Here is a 16,138-nt window from a genome sequence, read left to right on the forward strand (position 1 = left end):
AGAAAGTTCTGCCATGACTTCTTCAACTGAAAGAGTGTTATTCTTTTGAATCATATCAAATATCGCTTTTTCTCTTTCAGATAATTTATCTTTTTCTTTTGCCTCATTTGCAGCTTCCACATTCAATTTGGTGCATAAGCTGCAACATAATAAAAATCCGATTCTTCCCCTTCATATCCTGTGTTCTCATAATATTTTTTATTCAGTTTTATTAGGGCTTCATCATCAACCTCCCAATGCTTCATTCAGGTCTGCCAGCACTTCTATTTTCTCACTTCCTCTTCCAGATACTTCCACACCTCAGAGATTGAATACCGACATTTTCTATCTGCCAGTAGTATCTCATCCTTTTGCGGCATCATTTTACACATTACCGGATAGAACACTAGTTCTCTTCTGCCACTTTTAGTTTCAAGGAATGCCTTTCCATTCGACGCCGTAATAAGTTTTGGCTGGTTATGCAGTAACGCAATGCGATTTAAATCGCTAATATATCTGCTCTGCTCTTCCATTGATACTTCTGTTCTAAGTTTTCCGGTTGTGACAAATCTTAGAAAATCCAATCCCAGAAGCCGATCCAGATAGTCATGAGCCCTCTGGTTTCCAAAATGCTGCAAGCAATTTGGACATGAACTGGAACCTTCTCCCTGCTCTTAACAAAAAATATGGGTGTCCTCATTGAGTGTTAGTTCAAAATCTGATATAATGACCATGGTTTAATTACCAGGGTCTCAGAGGACAGCAATCTTGCAGGAAAGTGTTCTCTGAGACCTTCCTTCTATAATGATAATGACATTATATCGAGCAAATCCCTGACATTCAACCCCAGAAAGCTTTTGTTAAAATAAGTTAGCTAAAACATTATTGTATCAATACCATCTATGACTGACGTGAAGAAACCGCTGTATTGACGTGGAAAATATTGATTGTTCCCTCACATTGTGTGGGCAACCCCCAGCCATATCTAGTATCTACTTTGCACTGTCATCTATCTTGGGGATACCCTTGAAAATCTGATATGCCCGATTTAATATCAGACAGTTGATTCCGGCAACAACAGAACCTCCGATAAATATCCAGACAACAATTCCGACCATAAGTGTTCTGACTGTTGCACAAGTAAGTACCGTTGCTCCAACGGTAACCAGAAGAATCAAAATCGTGTACGGGAGCCTGACAAATGTCAGGATGAAAGCATTTTTCAGTGTATTCATGATTGTATTTTCATATAAGGCCTGAAGGGAAAACGTGTAAACCGCAATTCCAACCAGTATAATTCCAAAAATCAAGAAAAGTCCACACAAAACAATACCAACATTATTTCCAAAAGTTTTTGCGGCCAGAAAATCCAATATAATTACAGCACAAAACAGTAGAAAAACAATACACATAATTGTACTTTTTTTAAAATTATCTTTAAATGCCTGCATAAAAGCACTGACAACATAACCTTCTTTCTTCCTTACTATTTTCATCATAACTGAGTACAGCGCAGAGGTAGAAGCTCCAATCGTAATAACCGGAACCGAACACACCAACCATAAAATATTCAGTATGACAAAGTCTGCCAATCGATTCAGAACTTTTGTTACCACATTATCCGTCCAATTAAAATTCATACGCTGTTACTCTTTTCTATTTGTATTTCATTTGGAAGATCTATTGATGCCTCAACAGAATAATCTTCCTTTCTTTTCAGCCATACCTTTATCGTTCCATAAGGTGTGGGCACTTTCCCTTCTGCCCAGTTAAGCTCTTTTGGGAGACATGGCTGAAAGTGTATTTTACGAAATCCCGGTTCAGCAGGTGTCACACCCAGGATTCTTGCCGGCAGCTGATAGGTCGGTGTTCCTCCCCATGCATGAGAATAATCACAGTCAAACCCGTACCAGACTTCTTTCAATCCTGACTCGTTTTCCTGTACCAGCTCTTCCCATCTTGCAATCTGAGAAAGCCCGTACTTTTCAAATAATCCGGTCTTAGCCAGAGCATTTAGTACAAAATGCATAAAATACGGCTGTGCCTGGCTCAGTGTCTGTTCTTCCATTACCCGAATCATAAGTTTCTTCTGATGTTCCTTTGGTGCAATGTCATAGAGTACGGCCAGAGTATTCATATGCTGGCTGTAAAACTTTCCTGGACAGTCTGCAGGGAGCCATTCAAAAGACTGACTTGCATTCTTATCATAGAGCCCGTCCATATACAGCCCTCTGTCCTCATCCCAAAGATTCTCCCTGACTGCCTTTCTGACTCCTTCGCCAAGCTCTAGATACTCTTTTGTTTTCACAGAATTATCAGACAATTCAAAAATCCAACATGCATAATCCAGTGCGCCTGCAAACATTGCAGTCAGATATCCCTGCCCCATACATTTCGGCGGATGGTGGCGATTATATTTTCCTTCTGCCACCCAGTCCATAAACATATAATTGGGGGCGTGCTCAATCAAACCGTTCTTTCCCAAATATCCGCGGAACCGTTCCAGAATTCCGGTTACAGTCTGTTTCAGCCGGGGAAGGATTTGGACATCCCCTGTATACATTGAATACTCATAAATCATCTGAATATAAAGCAGACAGTAGCTTGGATGGAACATTTTATAATCTCTGGATTTCATATAAAATGACAGTTTCAGAATATCAAACCGGGTAAGCCATGGATCACCAAATGTATAGTAGTTCATCAGACTTTCTATCATATAATCTCCCATGCACCCAAGTGGCTCCTGATGTATTGGTGAGTCCATATGATAGGTCTGCCGGCAAATCTGATTTGTCCTGCATCCAATCAGATATATTTTTTCATAAATGGGATTGTCACAGTGGAACTCCCCCTGCATATCTGATGGATAAACGCTGACCTCTATTTGAGGATTGCTGATCCGCACCTCTTTATAAATATTACTAATGCTGACCTGTATATAATGAACGCTGTGCATCCTGAGAGATGAAATTTGATTCATTCCCGCCCCCAGAAGATATACCTCAGTTGTTCCGTCTCTCTCAATTTTTCCCGGAAACTCCTGCATATGAAGTGTAATCTGAGTCCCCACACCTCCCGCAATCTGCATATGGGGGTACGCAGCGTACAGCATTCCAAAATCCATCCAGAAGGTAATGGGAGCGCCTTTTTTTATATGGATTTCACCACTAGTTTTATTATAAGTAATTCTGCCGTCAAAATCGAACGGAGCAAGTATTCCCTGCAACTCTATTGTTATATATTTTAAATTTGGAACCGCTGTGGCCATAAGCTCTGGAAAAACTGCCTGATTCTCTGCTGCTTCCGCTGCATACCAGTTCTGCTCCGAGTTCTTGTCCAGGGAATATAATCCATTCCATGTATCACTGGCCTGATAAGCCTCCTCTCTGGTACATGTCCATGATTCATCTGTCTGAATACTCATCTCCTCTACATTGCTTCTCATAAGCAGATCTGCAATCAGCCCTCCATAACCGCATGAAATTTCTGACAATACCGTGGGACCCAGACATACTTTAACGAAAATACAATTTTCCCCCTGATGAAGTTTTCCTTTTACATCGTAGGATTCATAAAATTTATATGGGACAGGTTCACAATTTGCATAGTCACCGCCGGGCTGAGCACTTCCTCTTCCCATAAATTCTCCATTGATATAAAGCTGATATGACGAGTCCGCTGTAATATAAAGATTGGCAGACTCCGGCATCTTATCTAAATTCCAAGTCTTTTTAAAATAAAAAACTGCAAAATTCCATTCTTTCTTCTGGAACAATGTATATGAAGATTCCTGATAATCTTTATATACATTCTTTGGCACCCAAATCCACTTTCCCCTCCACTCTCTTCTCTCTTCCGGAAGCGAATAGCTTTGATATGGATAGACAAAAATAGCATCCTTTTCTATTATTTCTTCTGAAATCTTTTTTATCATATTACCTGGTTCTCCGGTACTTCTCCCTGAAGGACTGCCAGAACTGCCTGTGCAGTCACAATTGACGTTGTCTCACAATTCTCATATGTTTCAGCAGAAACATGGGGGGTTGCGATATAATTGGAGAATCCAAACAGAGGCTGATCCAGATCTATGGGTTCCTCCGCAAAAACGTCTGTACCAAATCCTCCTGCCTTCCCCCTTTTCAGTGCTTCTGCCATATCATCTTCACTGACAATACTTCCCCGTGCTGTATTAATAATCAATACCCCATCTTTCATCTGCTCTAATGTATCTTTACATATGAGGTTTTTGGTTTCATCTGTTGCAGGTAAATGGATTGAAATAATATCTGCATGTTTCAATACTTCTTCCTGAGAGACCATACGAACACCAAGCTTTCCCGCCGTCTCCTGATTGGGGTATTTATCATACGCAATCATATCCGGATGAAAGCCATACAGCCTTTCGGCAAGGTTTTTAGCAATTGCCCCAAATCCCAGAAAACCGACTGTCCTACTTTTCATCTCATGAAACATAGGACGGGGCCACTGCCCCTTTCTTACAGCTTCATTCATTTCCGGAATCTGGCGAATCAGTGACAGTATCAGTGCTGCTGCCTGTTCTGCAACTGCGGAAGAATTAATCCCCGGAGTGTTGCATACTGTAATTCCATGTTCTCTGGCTGCTTTCAGATCAATGTTATCCACACCGACTCCGAATCTTGCTATCACCTTCAGCCTGGGGGCGTGCTGGAATATGTCTTCGTTCCAAATGTCAACTCCTGCAACCACACCATCAATTTCCCCTGCAATCGTTTTTAGCTCGTCAGCAGTATAAGGTCTTCCATGTGGATTTTCTATGATTTCACATCCGGCATCTTCCAGAATTTTTTTTCCCGCCTGACAATACTTTGAGTAATTTGTTGCCGTCACTAATACTTTCATAAACACGCCTCCGGATATATCACTATATATCAAGTTTCTCTCTCATACATTCTGTTAATCTAGTCAGCTGATTTATTTCCGATTTTGCCGTATCGTTCAAAAGTGCTACGTCCTTTGTTCTTGTATAAATGGAACAGAAGTTCCCGATTTCTTTCTGAAAATATTTTGCATTAACCGGATATATCTGTCTTTCAATTAAGGATGCAACTGTGAGAAAGTCAGCCGTTTGTCTTGCTTTTTCCGGTTCTCGCTCAAAATTACTGCACAGCCATGTATACAAATCTGGATGAAAATTAGCCATAACACCGCTGAAACCGCTGCAGCCAAGTCGAAGTGTTTCCAAAAGTGTAGATGTATTGGCATTAAATAACTGCAGTTGGCTCCCTTTAATCTGCTCCAGCTTTTCCTTCAGAATTGTAAGGTCACAGCTTGTATCTTTAATAAAATAAAATCTGCCGGTATCTGCGCACCACTTCAACAATTCTGGGGAAATGATTCTCTTATAGGGATAGGGGCATTCATAGAATCCAAGAGGAATATCTTCTGGTATCATAATCATTAATTTTTTCAGGTTCTCAAGCCATACTTCATCACTCTCCGCTTCTGCTGCCAGTCTGTTTGTCAGCAGAATCACCGCATCCACACCTGTTTCTGCGACTGCTGTCAGCTCTTTTGCCTGGTTTTCCAGACTGTCTGACACATGCCCTGAGGCAACCACAGGAACTCGTCCTGCAGCACGTGCTTTCACAAACCGTGCAATTTCTACCCGTTCTTCAAAAGAAAGATAAAACATTTCACTGGACTGACAGTCCGCAAATAAACCCGCAGCTTTGTTTTGTATGTACCAGTCTACCAGCCTTCCCAGCGATTTATAATCTACTTTATTATCCTCAGTAAAGGGTGTAAGCATGACCGGATACACACCTTTTGGAAACTCTTTGTTCATCTTTTATTCCTCCTTTAACTGTTCCACCCAGTACAAGGGCGTTGTCAATATTCCCATTTCTTCCAACTGATACTCATAGCTCCATTTATTCCCTTGCGTCCGCCATAAATTAGGTCCATACCAGGTTTCAGACGCATCTGCATGATGTACAGCTCCAAACGCATTTGCTCTGTTGCCGAATACTTTTATCCTGACTTTATGCTTCCCTGCTTTGACTTTTCCGCAATTTAAACGGTAGGGTGCAAAAATAAGATTTCTATACTCTCCGTCATCCACTTGAACCTGAAGAAGCGCACCTCGGTAGTGTGATGACTCAATCCACAATTCTCCATCTTGTGTTTCTGCCGTTGTTTCATAAACCAGGTTCCCTGCATAGAAAGGCAGCCCCTGCAAAACAAAATTCCCATAGTAAATTTGCTCCGGCAACATTGTAACTCTTCGTTCCCGTCCCATCACCTTTACGCCGAAGTCTCCAAGCAAATAACACCACTCAATATTCGTTTTTTGATGGAACGGAATTGTCAGCTCCAGCACGTTCATCCCCTTCTGAATTCCCGGAATCCGGCACTTTAAAAGGCACCGGTCCACATACCATCCGGCATTCGAGTACTCTATCTTTTCTTTATTCCACACAATTTCTGTGTCCCTGATATGTTCCGCTGCAAGCATCACTTCTTTCACATCTGTTTCCGAATAAATCTGGAAACGAAGCTTCAATACATGTCCTTCATTTTCCTCTATACTCTGCACCCACGGTTGTGCGAGAGCTTCCATTCGGAGAGGATACCCCAGTTTTTCCCGGAACAGATTGTCAATTCTCAAAAGCTCTTCTTCCGGCTGCCATTCCCCTTCATCAAAACAATATTCAGCCTGATCCAAAAGATAACAGTTCTCTTCTTCCATCTCAAAATGATCGGGCTGCGGAAGATATTTCACAGCGCCCGGCTTATGGTACTCAAAACGATATCCTTTTGTGCGTCTGCCCGGCACAAGCCGAAACAGCAAACTGTCATGAGCTGATGTATATGCCGCAATGACAGTATCCCCATTGAGATAATCCGCACCCAGTTCTGAAATCTCACCTGTCAGAGTATTGAAATACTGTACCTGATACTCTCCCCTGACTGTAATCTTCAGTTCTTCTGTAAAGGTAATATGTTCATTCAGCGGTTTATTGACATGGCATACAAACAGCCATTTCCCATCTTCCTCGGTGCGCATCTGGTAAAATATATTGTTGGTTCTTGTACCATTTTCTCTATGCTTCATCCGTGTGGAATCAACGCCCTCCATAAATCTCGAAGTAATATCTACCATGCGGTATGGTTCAAGACAGTCTAAAATCCTTCCGGCATTATACTCCACTTTCATACATGCTCCAGCCAATACAGCGGGATATTCACTGGGACGTCCATCCAGGTATGCCGGAACTTCTCCCATAAACACAACATTTCCCCCTGCCCTGTGAAATGCCTCCAGCCTGTCCAGCGTACTTTTTCTCACAGTAATACACCCCGGTATAATCACCACATCATATTTCATCTGACCCACCACAAACTGATTGGTGCACTGTTCCTTTTCTTCTTCTGCCAGCACACTTTCTGAAATAAAATCAAAATCAATCAATCCATACAACATCCAGCTAATTAGGTTTTCGAAATTACTTTCCAGCGTCTGCCTCATTGAACCGGTCTGTTTTTGGTTCCCCCAGCATACCCAGTAAGATTCCACCGGATGTATAATCCCTACCCTCACGTCCGGCCTGCCCCTTGTCATTGCCGTATTCAGCCTCGCAAAGTGATTTTCAAGATAGCGGTATTCCTTATACCATGGTGACTGATAACCAATACTCGCCGGATAATCTCTTTTCGCCTCTCCCCCCATAGATACCCATGTCAGATGTGGGACTCTTACAGTAACTCCAAGTGCAGCCTGCCAGTCACCTGAGAGTTTATGATTTCTGAAATCAAATGTCCAGCCGGTTACACCATATATTTCGCTCATCATTCCTTCCCGACCCATTTGATGCACAATACTTTCCGTTTGCTTCGCTGTTGAGAGTTCCCTTCTGTCGCACAGCATATCAATTCCCGGAATTGTAAAATTTTTAAGCGGACGCATGACTTCTCCTAGTGCAAGTGTCTGTGAATAGAGAGTCCATTCATTCAGCATATGACCGGTCAATGCAATCTCATGCTCTTCACACCACTTTCCAATATTGTCACCAAACGCCTGTGAAAACCTTTCACATATGTGCCGCTGATAATAATATCGAATTTGCGACATTCCTCCATCTGGAAGTTCCCACACCAGCTCTGGCAGATGTTCCAGAAGAGACACTCCAAATTCTCTTTGAAATGTTTCATCAAAATCATCTGTAAACGGCATAATCACCGGTTTTTTTTCTAATGGTTCTGCAAGGATTTCCTTATGGCTGGTCTGGGGCTCATCCGTGAAAATCGCCGGTATCTCCCGGCCAAAATCTTTTCCGAAATACCGATAATAGGCTTCATGTGTGACCTCAATAAATCTGTCGATTGCCTTTTTATCCAGTGTATTGACATATGCTTCATTATTGAACCACGGTGTATCTCCTGAAATTTCCAGCCAGGCATTCCATATGGTCCCTTTTTGATCTTTCTTTTTAAATTTTTCTGATTCACTGTTGCTCTTAATTCTTTCATATTTTTCCAGAGTTCCGTCATTAGAAAGGCATATAAAAAAACTGCCCACAAGTCTTCGTTTACTGCTTCTTACTGCTTTTGCAGCAGCTATGATTCCTTCATTTTTATTATGTTCATACCGCTCTGGTTCAAGCACAAGAAATCTGGCCCTATACTCCTCATCCCTTGTTACAAGACCGCCTGCACTGCCTGAAGGCCATCTATCTTCATCATAAAGCCAGCAAAGTAAATTTTTTTCTTTCATTTTCTCTTCACATGCAACCACATTCTCGAAAAACTTTTCTCCAAGATAGGGAACATCCAACCCCACTCTGCAGTGGATATGTGCTCCGCCCATTCCCATTTCTACAAAGTGATCAATTTCCTCCAGCAGTGTTTTCTTATCTAGTTTACAATTCCATGCCCAAAACGGAGCTCCCCTGTATTCATTTGTTGGATTTTCAAAAAGACTTCGGTCAAATTTCTGTGTATTTCTTTTGTACAACATGCCTATTCCCTTCTGTCATCTGCTTTGTTTTCTGTATTCCAAAGGTGTACACAATACCATTTTCTTAAAAATCTTAAAGAAATACTTGGGATTTGTATACCCGATTTCTTCTGAGATTTGATCGATACTCAGATTCGTATGGGTTAAAAGCTCTTTTGCTTTTTCGATACGGATCTCACTGATATACTCATTAAAGCTCTGTCCGAATTTTCGCTTCATCAGGTTGCTGCAGGAAGCAGGAGTTATATAAAAACACGAAGAAATTTGTTGCAGTGTCAGTCTTTGATGATAATGATCCAGAATGTATGTCTCTATTTGTTCAAGAAGATCCGCCTGATCTTTCACTTTCATCTCGATGGAATTCATAATCAAAGTCACATACCCGGAAATTTCATTTTTGATTTTATCCGTATTGTCACAAAACAAATATCTGTGATAAAACACATTCATGATATCATCTGTCTCCACATTTTCCTGCACTGCATAACTGTTTACCTTCTCAATCAAACTTCTGCACGCTTCCCCGATTACGTCCAAAGAACAGGTTTGCTTTGTCAGATCGGCGAAGAAACGATTCATAATATTCCGGGTATCTTCTTTATGATATTTTATGTTTCTGAATATTGTCTGAATCTGTTCTCCTGAAAAAAAACGCACCCTTTCATACTTCCTGCCGTAAATCCTCCAAATGCCATTCTGCAATCCCAGACTGACATGCCGGATTTGTAGTTCACTTTGCTGATATGTTTTATTCAGTCTACTAAGCAACTGTGGCTGGTCTGTATAAAAGATATATACTTTCTTATCTGATACCTGCGTAAGGAACACTTGAGTCAGACGTTTTAAAAGAACTGTATATTTTTTTGAATACTCAGCTTCCATTTTAATCAAAACAAAATACTGTTTCTTAAATGCCGGATTTTCAAAGCAATAATACGTCTCATTCGGCAGCAAGTTTTGGCAAATCCTCTCCACTTGTCTCAGTGAATCTGATTCCTGAATGTAAAGATATACGGACAGGAACAGTTCTTCCGGCTGATAGCCTTTTTTCAGAGTCTCTTCTTCTAGCATTTCATTCCACGGCTCCAGTACGATTGTGCGCAGAATCTCCTCATTTTTCTTTTGTTCCAGGGAATCTACCTTTTCTCTTAGTTCTTCCAGATTCTGTTTTTGCTGTATTCTGGATACGGCATCCAGGAGCTGCTTCTCAATTTCTTCCACAGAAAATGGTTTCAGGACATATCCGATCACCCTTTTTTCAATTGCCTTTTTTAAATAGTTATAATCCTTATAACCACTAATTACGATGACAGGTTTCTCAGGATATTCTTCCCCCAATGCCTCCAGAAACTCTATTCCGTTCATTTGGTTCATTTTCATATCGGTAATAATAATATGGGGATCCTGCTCTCTTACCAGTTCCATTCCCTGACGTCCGTTTGCGGCTTCCCCGACACAATGAAACTGCATCGAAGTAATACTGTTTATTTTTCCAATCAGCCCTTTTCTAATTAACATTTCATCATCCACCACAATATAACTGTACACTGCCCATCCCCCCTCATCTTCTGCTCTCCTGCAGGGTTATTTGTGAAATGGTATTTGAATAACTATGCGCACTCCATTCTCTCCCTGACATTCCAGATTTAAATTATCCTCCTTGGAATACAATAACTGTATTCTTTTATAGATATTAGACAATCCAATACTTACATAACGGGAATCAGAAGATTCCTCCTCATTATTATGGATTCTTGTATTTACCTTTTTAACAGCCTCATCAGACATGCCGGCACCATTATCCTGAACCGTTACAATCAATTTATCCTGAACGACTCTGGAATCAATCCAGAGAATCCATGGCATATCAACCTCAGCAAGACCATGCTCAATTGCATTTTCAATAATCGGCTGTAACATAAATTTGGGCACCTTTGCATTCTCTGTTCCTTTTTCCAAGTTCTGCTTCAACAAAATATGGTTTCCAAACCTGATTTCCTGGATTTTAATATACTGCTGAATATGTGCGATTTCTGTCTCCAGTGTCTCTTCATCCCGCTCATGTTCAATACTGTAGCGGAGCATATCTCCTAATGCCTTTGACATTGTGGCAATCTGCTTATTATTCTCTAGAAAAGCAAGTGAACTGATATTCTCCAGTGTATTGAAAATAAAATGTGCATTAATCTGAGACATAAGACTTTGCAGCTTTGAATTCAGAAATCTAATTTCATACACATACTTCTCCTGAATCAAATCACGAATTTCACAAATCATCTTTTCATAGCCCCGGTATAGAAATCCAATCTCATCCTGCCGTATTCTCTCCTTTTCAGGCAGTTTGGTATCAACATCTGCGGAATTTCTCATAATATTCGTAAGCAGGATCAGAGGTTTTAGAAATCTCCGGTCTGCATAAATAACCAGAAGGACAACCAGTATTCCTACAATTCCAATGATTCCGATCAGATACAATAGGTTTTTAAAATACAAATCCCTCAGTTCCTCAAAAGAAATCTTAGAAACAATCTTCCAGTTATTTACATTCAATGTGCCGTATGCATATGTTTCATTTTTATAATTGGAAGGAAGAATACCTTCCTTCCCTTTTTTTATTGCTTCACGAATCTTTGATGAAAGGGTTTCTTCCTTCCATCCATAAATCGTATTCCCATCTCCGTCAACGATAGACAGACTGTCGTTTTTAAACATTTTTCTCAGGATATTTTCATTACACACAACAAGAAGGATACTTTTCCCTTTTTCTCCGGAAAACATTCTCCCCATAATAATTGTCCCCTCGGTGAAAACTTTGTTCTTATAAATTTGTGTAGCCTCAAAATCGGAACTTTGCAGGATAGTCTGATACCACTGGGCATTGGTGTAATTATCTTCCAAAGTCAGTTCTTTATTTTTTACATAGGAATAAACATGTCCATTCTCATTAAACAGGTAAACACCTTCCACATATTCATCCGTGCCCGTGAGATTGCTGCTGACATATTCAAACTTTCTGGCGTTTAAAAGCCGTTCATAATCTGAAGGCCGTTCTCCCATGGCTTCCTGGCTGCAGATATCAAGCATACAACTTTCATTATCATATGTACTGAAAATCAATGCAGTCAGAACCTCCTGAAGATGTCCTGAAATATTATTAATTTCTGTCACCTTGCTTTGCACTTCATGGTTTCCCAGCTCAGAAATCTGTGATTGATAGAAGCTTGAATTATTTCGAATTGTTGAAATAAAAATAATAATTACAGGTAATATAGAAACTCCAAGAAGACATCCCAAAAACGTTGTTCTAAGGCTTTTTTTCAACTTCATACTCTTACCACCCTTGTACATAATGTCTCTATTTTACTTGATTTCTCCCAATACAGCAACGCACTTGCCTAGTGTGCCGCCCGATTGATATCTGGACAGCGCACTAACCTTTCACTGCTCCTACTGTCAATCCACTTACAAAGTATCTCTGCAGGAAGACATAAATAATCAGAATTGGAATGGCACTCAAGAAGCAGGCCGCAAACAGCATATTCCACTGTGTCGCGTTCTCCATATCACCAATAAAATTCATCATTGTCAAAGGAAGTGTTTTCTTCTCCGGTGAAGATAAGAACAACATCCCAAAGAAAAAATCATTCCATATCGGAACTCCCTGTGTAATGACAATTGATACCAGGGCCGGTTTCGTTAGCGGAATTACAATTTTAAAAAATGTATACGGAACATTTGCTCCGTCAATACATGCTGACTCTTCCAATGCATAGGGTACCCCTGATTTTATGAAATTTGTATATAAAAAAATGGAAAACGGCAGAGCAGACGTTACATACAGACAGATTGGTGCTATTATCGTATTGCCGATTCCAAGTGCATTTACAATTCGGTACATTGGTATAATGGACATCTGTGCAGATACAATCATTCCTGCCAGGAAGAAAATCTGAAAAAAGGGCCCCATTCTCCCTTTTAATCTTGCAATTGCATATCCTGCCATTGAACAAATTAAAAGAAGAATTGCAACACTGGTTACCGTAATCAAGATACTATTTTTTAGCGAACGGAAATAATTCATCTTTTCAAATGCTGCCTTATAGCTCTCTATACTGAAACTTGTGAAAATATTAAGATAAGAGCTTGTATCCTTCAATTCTCTGAAAGAACCAGAAAGTGCGATCACAATCGGAGACAGAAACACAACAAAAAAGAGTGCAATTGCAATCGTGATAATTATTTCTTTTTTTACTGACTTTTTCATTATGCCTCAATCTCCTTTCTCTTCATAATCGTTAGTGCAATCACTGAAATTAACAGAATAAATATAAAGGCAAATGCAGCCAGAGCTTCTGCTTTTCCAAACTGGCCTTCCATAAATGCCATTTTGTAAATGGTATACATCAGTGTGCCGGAGGATGTTCCCGGTCCCCCTCCTGTCAGAGCAAACACATAGTCGAAAGACTTAAACCCATTGATCAGCCCAAGCATTACATTGATTGTAATCGTATTTGCCAGCATTGGAATCTTAACTTTTGCTGTAGACTGCCATGCCGTACATCCATCAATCCTAGCTGATTCCATAACTTCTTCCGGAATACTTTGCAGTCCTGCAAGATAAATAATAGTCATCGTCCCTGACGTTTTCCATGTTTCAACAAAAGCAACCGCGATTAATGCTGTGCCTGTGCTTCCAAGCAGATTCAGATTCTGACCTATTCCAATCTTCCCCAGCACTTCATAAAGCATTCCATAATATGGCGCATATACATAACTCCATATAAATGCAACTACAATTGTACTAAACAGCGCTGGAATATAAAAAATTGTCCGAAATGCGCCTCTTGCTTTTAGCTTCATATTCAGAAGCAATGCAAGTGCCAGTGCCTGAACATTCCCCCATATTACTACAACCAATGCATACACAACTGTGTTTTTCATTGCATTGGAAAGTGTTCCGTCTTTAAACAGAAACTTAAAATTATCAAAACCGACATAATTTGCATCACCAAGGCCATTCCAGTCTGTCAGTCCGTAAAAGAATGACATTAATACAGGCGCTATCCAGAAGATCAGATAAAATACCAGTGCCGGTATGATAAACAACAGTAAAATTTCTTTTTTCTTTTTATTTGGCATATTCTGTTCCCTTCTCATATATTTTTCGAAGCACAAGGAAAGGTCTTTGCCCGCAGCCTTCCCTTGTGCTCAGGGAATTATTTATTCAGTTCTTCAAATTTATCCTGCATTGCCTGGCAGACATCTGCTGCCGATGCATTCTGGGTAATAACTTCCTGGAATTTTGTACACATTGTATCACTGACCCCTTCCGGCCATGCGTTGTTCAAGTTGTATATACTTTGATTGTCCTTATAGCTTTCCAGATATTCTTTAATCAGTTCCCTGGAATCTTCCACACCCTCGTAGCAGGAAATATCACTTGTTGTGGTTGTCCATTTTTCAAACAATGGTGTTCCTTCTGTAAACCAGTAGTCAAGAACTTTATCAATTGCTTCCTGTTTTTCTGAATCAGCACTTACAAACAGACCATTTGAAGGTGTCAGATTATAAACCAGCTCATTTCCTGCTTCATTAGAAGGAATTGCAAACATTCCTTTTTCAAATGGCACTGCACCGTCTTTATTTAGTGCATCATAGCCAAAGCTTCCATCAAAGATCATAGCCGCCTTACCATCAACATAAGCCTGTCTGCTCTGTTCCTGAGATAATCCAAGTGAATTGTCAATGACATACCCCTTTGTATAAAGCTCTTCAAATTTTGCGACTGTTTCTTCCCAGCATTCATCCGTAAATTTTGTTTCTCCTGTGAACAATTGATCATCAAAATTCGGATTCTCACTGTAAATTTGAGATGCACCAATCTGATACATACCAAACTGGATAACAAATGATTGTTTGTCACCGGCAGCAATTGGTGTATATCCGGCATCTTTTAATTTTTCACAAGCGTTAAGGAATTCATCCCAATTCTGCGGAATCTCTGCAACCCCTGCATCCTCAAACATATCCTTGTTATACCACGTTGTGAGGAAACTTGTTCCCAGAGGAATTGCATAAGTCTTGCCATCAAACTCATAGGAGTTTGTAATATCGGGATTAAATTTATCAAGCTGTGAAAAATCCGACATGTCTCTTACATATCCGGCTTCTACCAGATCCTTTGCCTGCAGTGCAGGCCACCATGTAAAGATATCTGGTCCCTGACCGCTTGCGAATTTCAGACGAACCGTCTGTTTGTACTGGTCTGTAGGAAGCTGTTCCACTTCAATGTTAATATTTGGGTATTTTTCTTTTACAAGTTCTGGAAGCCAGTCCAGGTAAAAATCTTTTGCATCTGTTGTCGGTCTTGTTGTAACCATAACAGACAACGTTACCTCTTCCTCACTGGAACTTGAATTCTTCTTATCTTTACCTTTTCCTGAATTACCTGATGACCCGCATGCAGCCAAAGAAAGGGTTAATACTGCTACTAATAAGATACTAAGTAATTTCTTTTTCATCTTTTTTCCTCCAACACATTCCCTTCATATTGTTTTTAAAAAGGCCTTTTCTTAACTTGGCTTAATCATATCATAGGAATAAGTAACTTTTCCATATGGCTTACGGTAACTTTTTCTTAGTTAGGTCACCTTTTGTTTTACTATATAAAAATTTAAGTTGAATTGAAATCTGAGGTTCCAGTTTGCAAACTTAACTTCTGATTCAGCATATCGCTTGCAAGACTAAATTCCTGAATACTAAGATATACCCCAAAATAGCGGAAGTTAGTATTGCAAAGATTGATTTATCTGGAATTTACTATTCCAAACACATTGTTTTATTGTTCCAAAGCTGTTATTTGCTTTTTACGGACCTTAGTGGTCACCGTTCCATTTTAGAGCGGCCGTTTTACGGAGCAGAACGGCCGCATAAATCACTTACTAGTTCTCTTTGATATTGATTTTTATTGTATAGTGCTTTGTTGCTCGTTTCATAATCGAGTTTGCAGATGTAGATTTGCGAAAATTAATTTGTAAGTGCTTCAAAAGATAGCGTCGTGTAATCTCCATGCAGATCCTGTAAAATTAACCTAAAATGTCTTTAGGAGGTTATACAATGGATCAAGGTAATAGAGCTTTATGGAAAGAACGGATTCAA

General features: G+C 40.0%; 12 protein-coding genes. All 12 read right to left on the reverse strand.

The genetic code is table 11. From position 1 onward, the window contains the following. Positions 1-122 precede the first annotated feature (122 nt). The 12 genes from BN3456_RS16410 to BN3456_RS01315 all read right to left on the reverse strand — a co-directional run bounded on the left by BN3456_RS16410 (position 123) and on the right by BN3456_RS01315 (position 15,501). Complete coding sequence (locus BN3456_RS16410) at positions 123-245, reverse strand: hypothetical protein (RefSeq protein WP_278280256.1); 123 nt, start codon at positions 243-245, stop codon at positions 123-125. Between the two features lie 18 nt (positions 246-263). Next, positions 264-617: a hypothetical protein gene (locus BN3456_RS01265; RefSeq protein ID WP_089982206.1), complete on the reverse strand. Its 354-nt coding sequence runs from the start codon at positions 615-617 to the stop codon at positions 264-266. A 354-nt stretch (positions 618-971) separates the two neighbouring features. Continuing rightward, on the reverse strand, positions 972-1,619 hold the full coding sequence (locus BN3456_RS01270; RefSeq protein WP_089982207.1) for a YesL family protein: 648 nt from the start codon (positions 1,617-1,619) through the stop codon (positions 972-974). Next, on the reverse strand, positions 1,616-3,916 hold the full coding sequence (locus BN3456_RS01275; protein ID WP_089982209.1) for an alpha-L-rhamnosidase C-terminal domain-containing protein: 2,301 nt from the start codon (positions 3,914-3,916) through the stop codon (positions 1,616-1,618). Before BN3456_RS01275 ends, BN3456_RS01270 begins: the two co-directional genes overlap by 4 nt. Further along, a complete protein-coding gene (locus tag BN3456_RS01280) occupies positions 3,913-4,863 on the reverse strand; it encodes a phosphoglycerate dehydrogenase (RefSeq protein WP_089982210.1) in 951 nt (316 codons plus the stop codon). The genes BN3456_RS01275 and BN3456_RS01280 overlap by 4 nt, the downstream gene beginning before the upstream one ends. 22 nt (positions 4,864-4,885) lie before the next feature. After that, the gene (locus BN3456_RS01285) at positions 4,886-5,809 is read right to left on the reverse strand and encodes a dihydrodipicolinate synthase family protein (RefSeq protein ID WP_089982212.1); all 924 of its coding nucleotides are present in this window, start codon (positions 5,807-5,809) and stop codon (positions 4,886-4,888) included. Between the two features lie 3 nt (positions 5,810-5,812). Next, positions 5,813-8,980: a hypothetical protein gene (locus BN3456_RS01290; protein ID WP_089982213.1), complete on the reverse strand. Its 3,168-nt coding sequence runs from the start codon at positions 8,978-8,980 to the stop codon at positions 5,813-5,815. Positions 8,981-8,995: 15 nt separating this feature from the next. Further along, positions 8,996-10,528 carry a response regulator transcription factor gene (locus tag BN3456_RS01295; RefSeq protein ID WP_089982215.1) on the reverse strand — a complete coding sequence of 511 codons (1,533 nt, stop codon included), beginning with the start codon at positions 10,526-10,528 and terminating at the stop codon, positions 8,996-8,998. A 36-nt stretch (positions 10,529-10,564) separates the two neighbouring features. Continuing rightward, positions 10,565-12,307, reverse strand: a complete 1,743-nt coding sequence (locus BN3456_RS01300) for a sensor histidine kinase (protein ID WP_176699069.1) — start codon at positions 12,305-12,307, stop codon at positions 10,565-10,567. A 103-nt stretch (positions 12,308-12,410) separates the two neighbouring features. Continuing rightward, the gene (locus tag BN3456_RS01305; RefSeq protein WP_089982219.1) at positions 12,411-13,244 is read right to left on the reverse strand and encodes a carbohydrate ABC transporter permease; all 834 of its coding nucleotides are present in this window, start codon (positions 13,242-13,244) and stop codon (positions 12,411-12,413) included. Then, complete coding sequence (locus BN3456_RS01310) at positions 13,244-14,119, reverse strand: carbohydrate ABC transporter permease (RefSeq protein WP_089982221.1); 876 nt, start codon at positions 14,117-14,119, stop codon at positions 13,244-13,246. The genes BN3456_RS01305 and BN3456_RS01310 overlap by 1 nt, the downstream gene beginning before the upstream one ends. Positions 14,120-14,196: 77 nt before the next feature. Then, positions 14,197-15,501 (reverse strand): ABC transporter substrate-binding protein, encoded by a 1,305-nt coding sequence (locus BN3456_RS01315; protein ID WP_089982223.1) that lies wholly within the window; start codon positions 15,499-15,501, stop codon positions 14,197-14,199. Positions 15,502-16,138: the final 637 nt, after the last annotated feature.

Source organism: Clostridium sp. C105KSO13 (genome assembly GCF_001517425.1).
Taxonomy (GTDB): domain Bacteria; phylum Bacillota; class Clostridia; order Lachnospirales; family Lachnospiraceae; genus Muricomes.

Excerpts from the sequence above, each read along its gene's own strand:
- BN3456_RS16410 (WP_278280256.1), bottom strand. The coding sequence starts at position 245 with ATGAAGCATTGGGAGGTTGATGATGAAGCCCTAATAAAACTGAATAAA.
- BN3456_RS01270 (WP_089982207.1), bottom strand. The coding sequence starts at position 1,619 with ATGAATTTTAATTGGACGGATAATGTGGTAACAAAAGTTCTGAATCGA.
- BN3456_RS01275 (WP_089982209.1), bottom strand. The coding sequence starts at position 3,916 with ATGATAAAAAAGATTTCAGAAGAAATAATAGAAAAGGATGCTATTTTT.
- BN3456_RS01280 (WP_089982210.1), bottom strand. The coding sequence starts at position 4,863 with ATGAAAGTATTAGTGACGGCAACAAATTACTCAAAGTATTGTCAGGCG.
- BN3456_RS01285 (WP_089982212.1), bottom strand. The coding sequence starts at position 5,809 with ATGAACAAAGAGTTTCCAAAAGGTGTGTATCCGGTCATGCTTACACCC.
- BN3456_RS01290 (WP_089982213.1), bottom strand. The coding sequence starts at position 8,980 with ATGTTGTACAAAAGAAATACACAGAAATTTGACCGAAGTCTTTTTGAA.
- BN3456_RS01300 (WP_176699069.1), bottom strand. The coding sequence starts at position 12,307 with ATGAAGTTGAAAAAAAGCCTTAGAACAACGTTTTTGGGATGTCTTCTT.
- BN3456_RS01305 (WP_089982219.1), bottom strand. The coding sequence starts at position 13,244 with ATGAAAAAGTCAGTAAAAAAAGAAATAATTATCACGATTGCAATTGCA.
- BN3456_RS01310 (WP_089982221.1), bottom strand. The coding sequence starts at position 14,119 with ATGCCAAATAAAAAGAAAAAAGAAATTTTACTGTTGTTTATCATACCG.
- BN3456_RS01315 (WP_089982223.1), bottom strand. The coding sequence starts at position 15,501 with ATGAAAAAGAAATTACTTAGTATCTTATTAGTAGCAGTATTAACCCTT.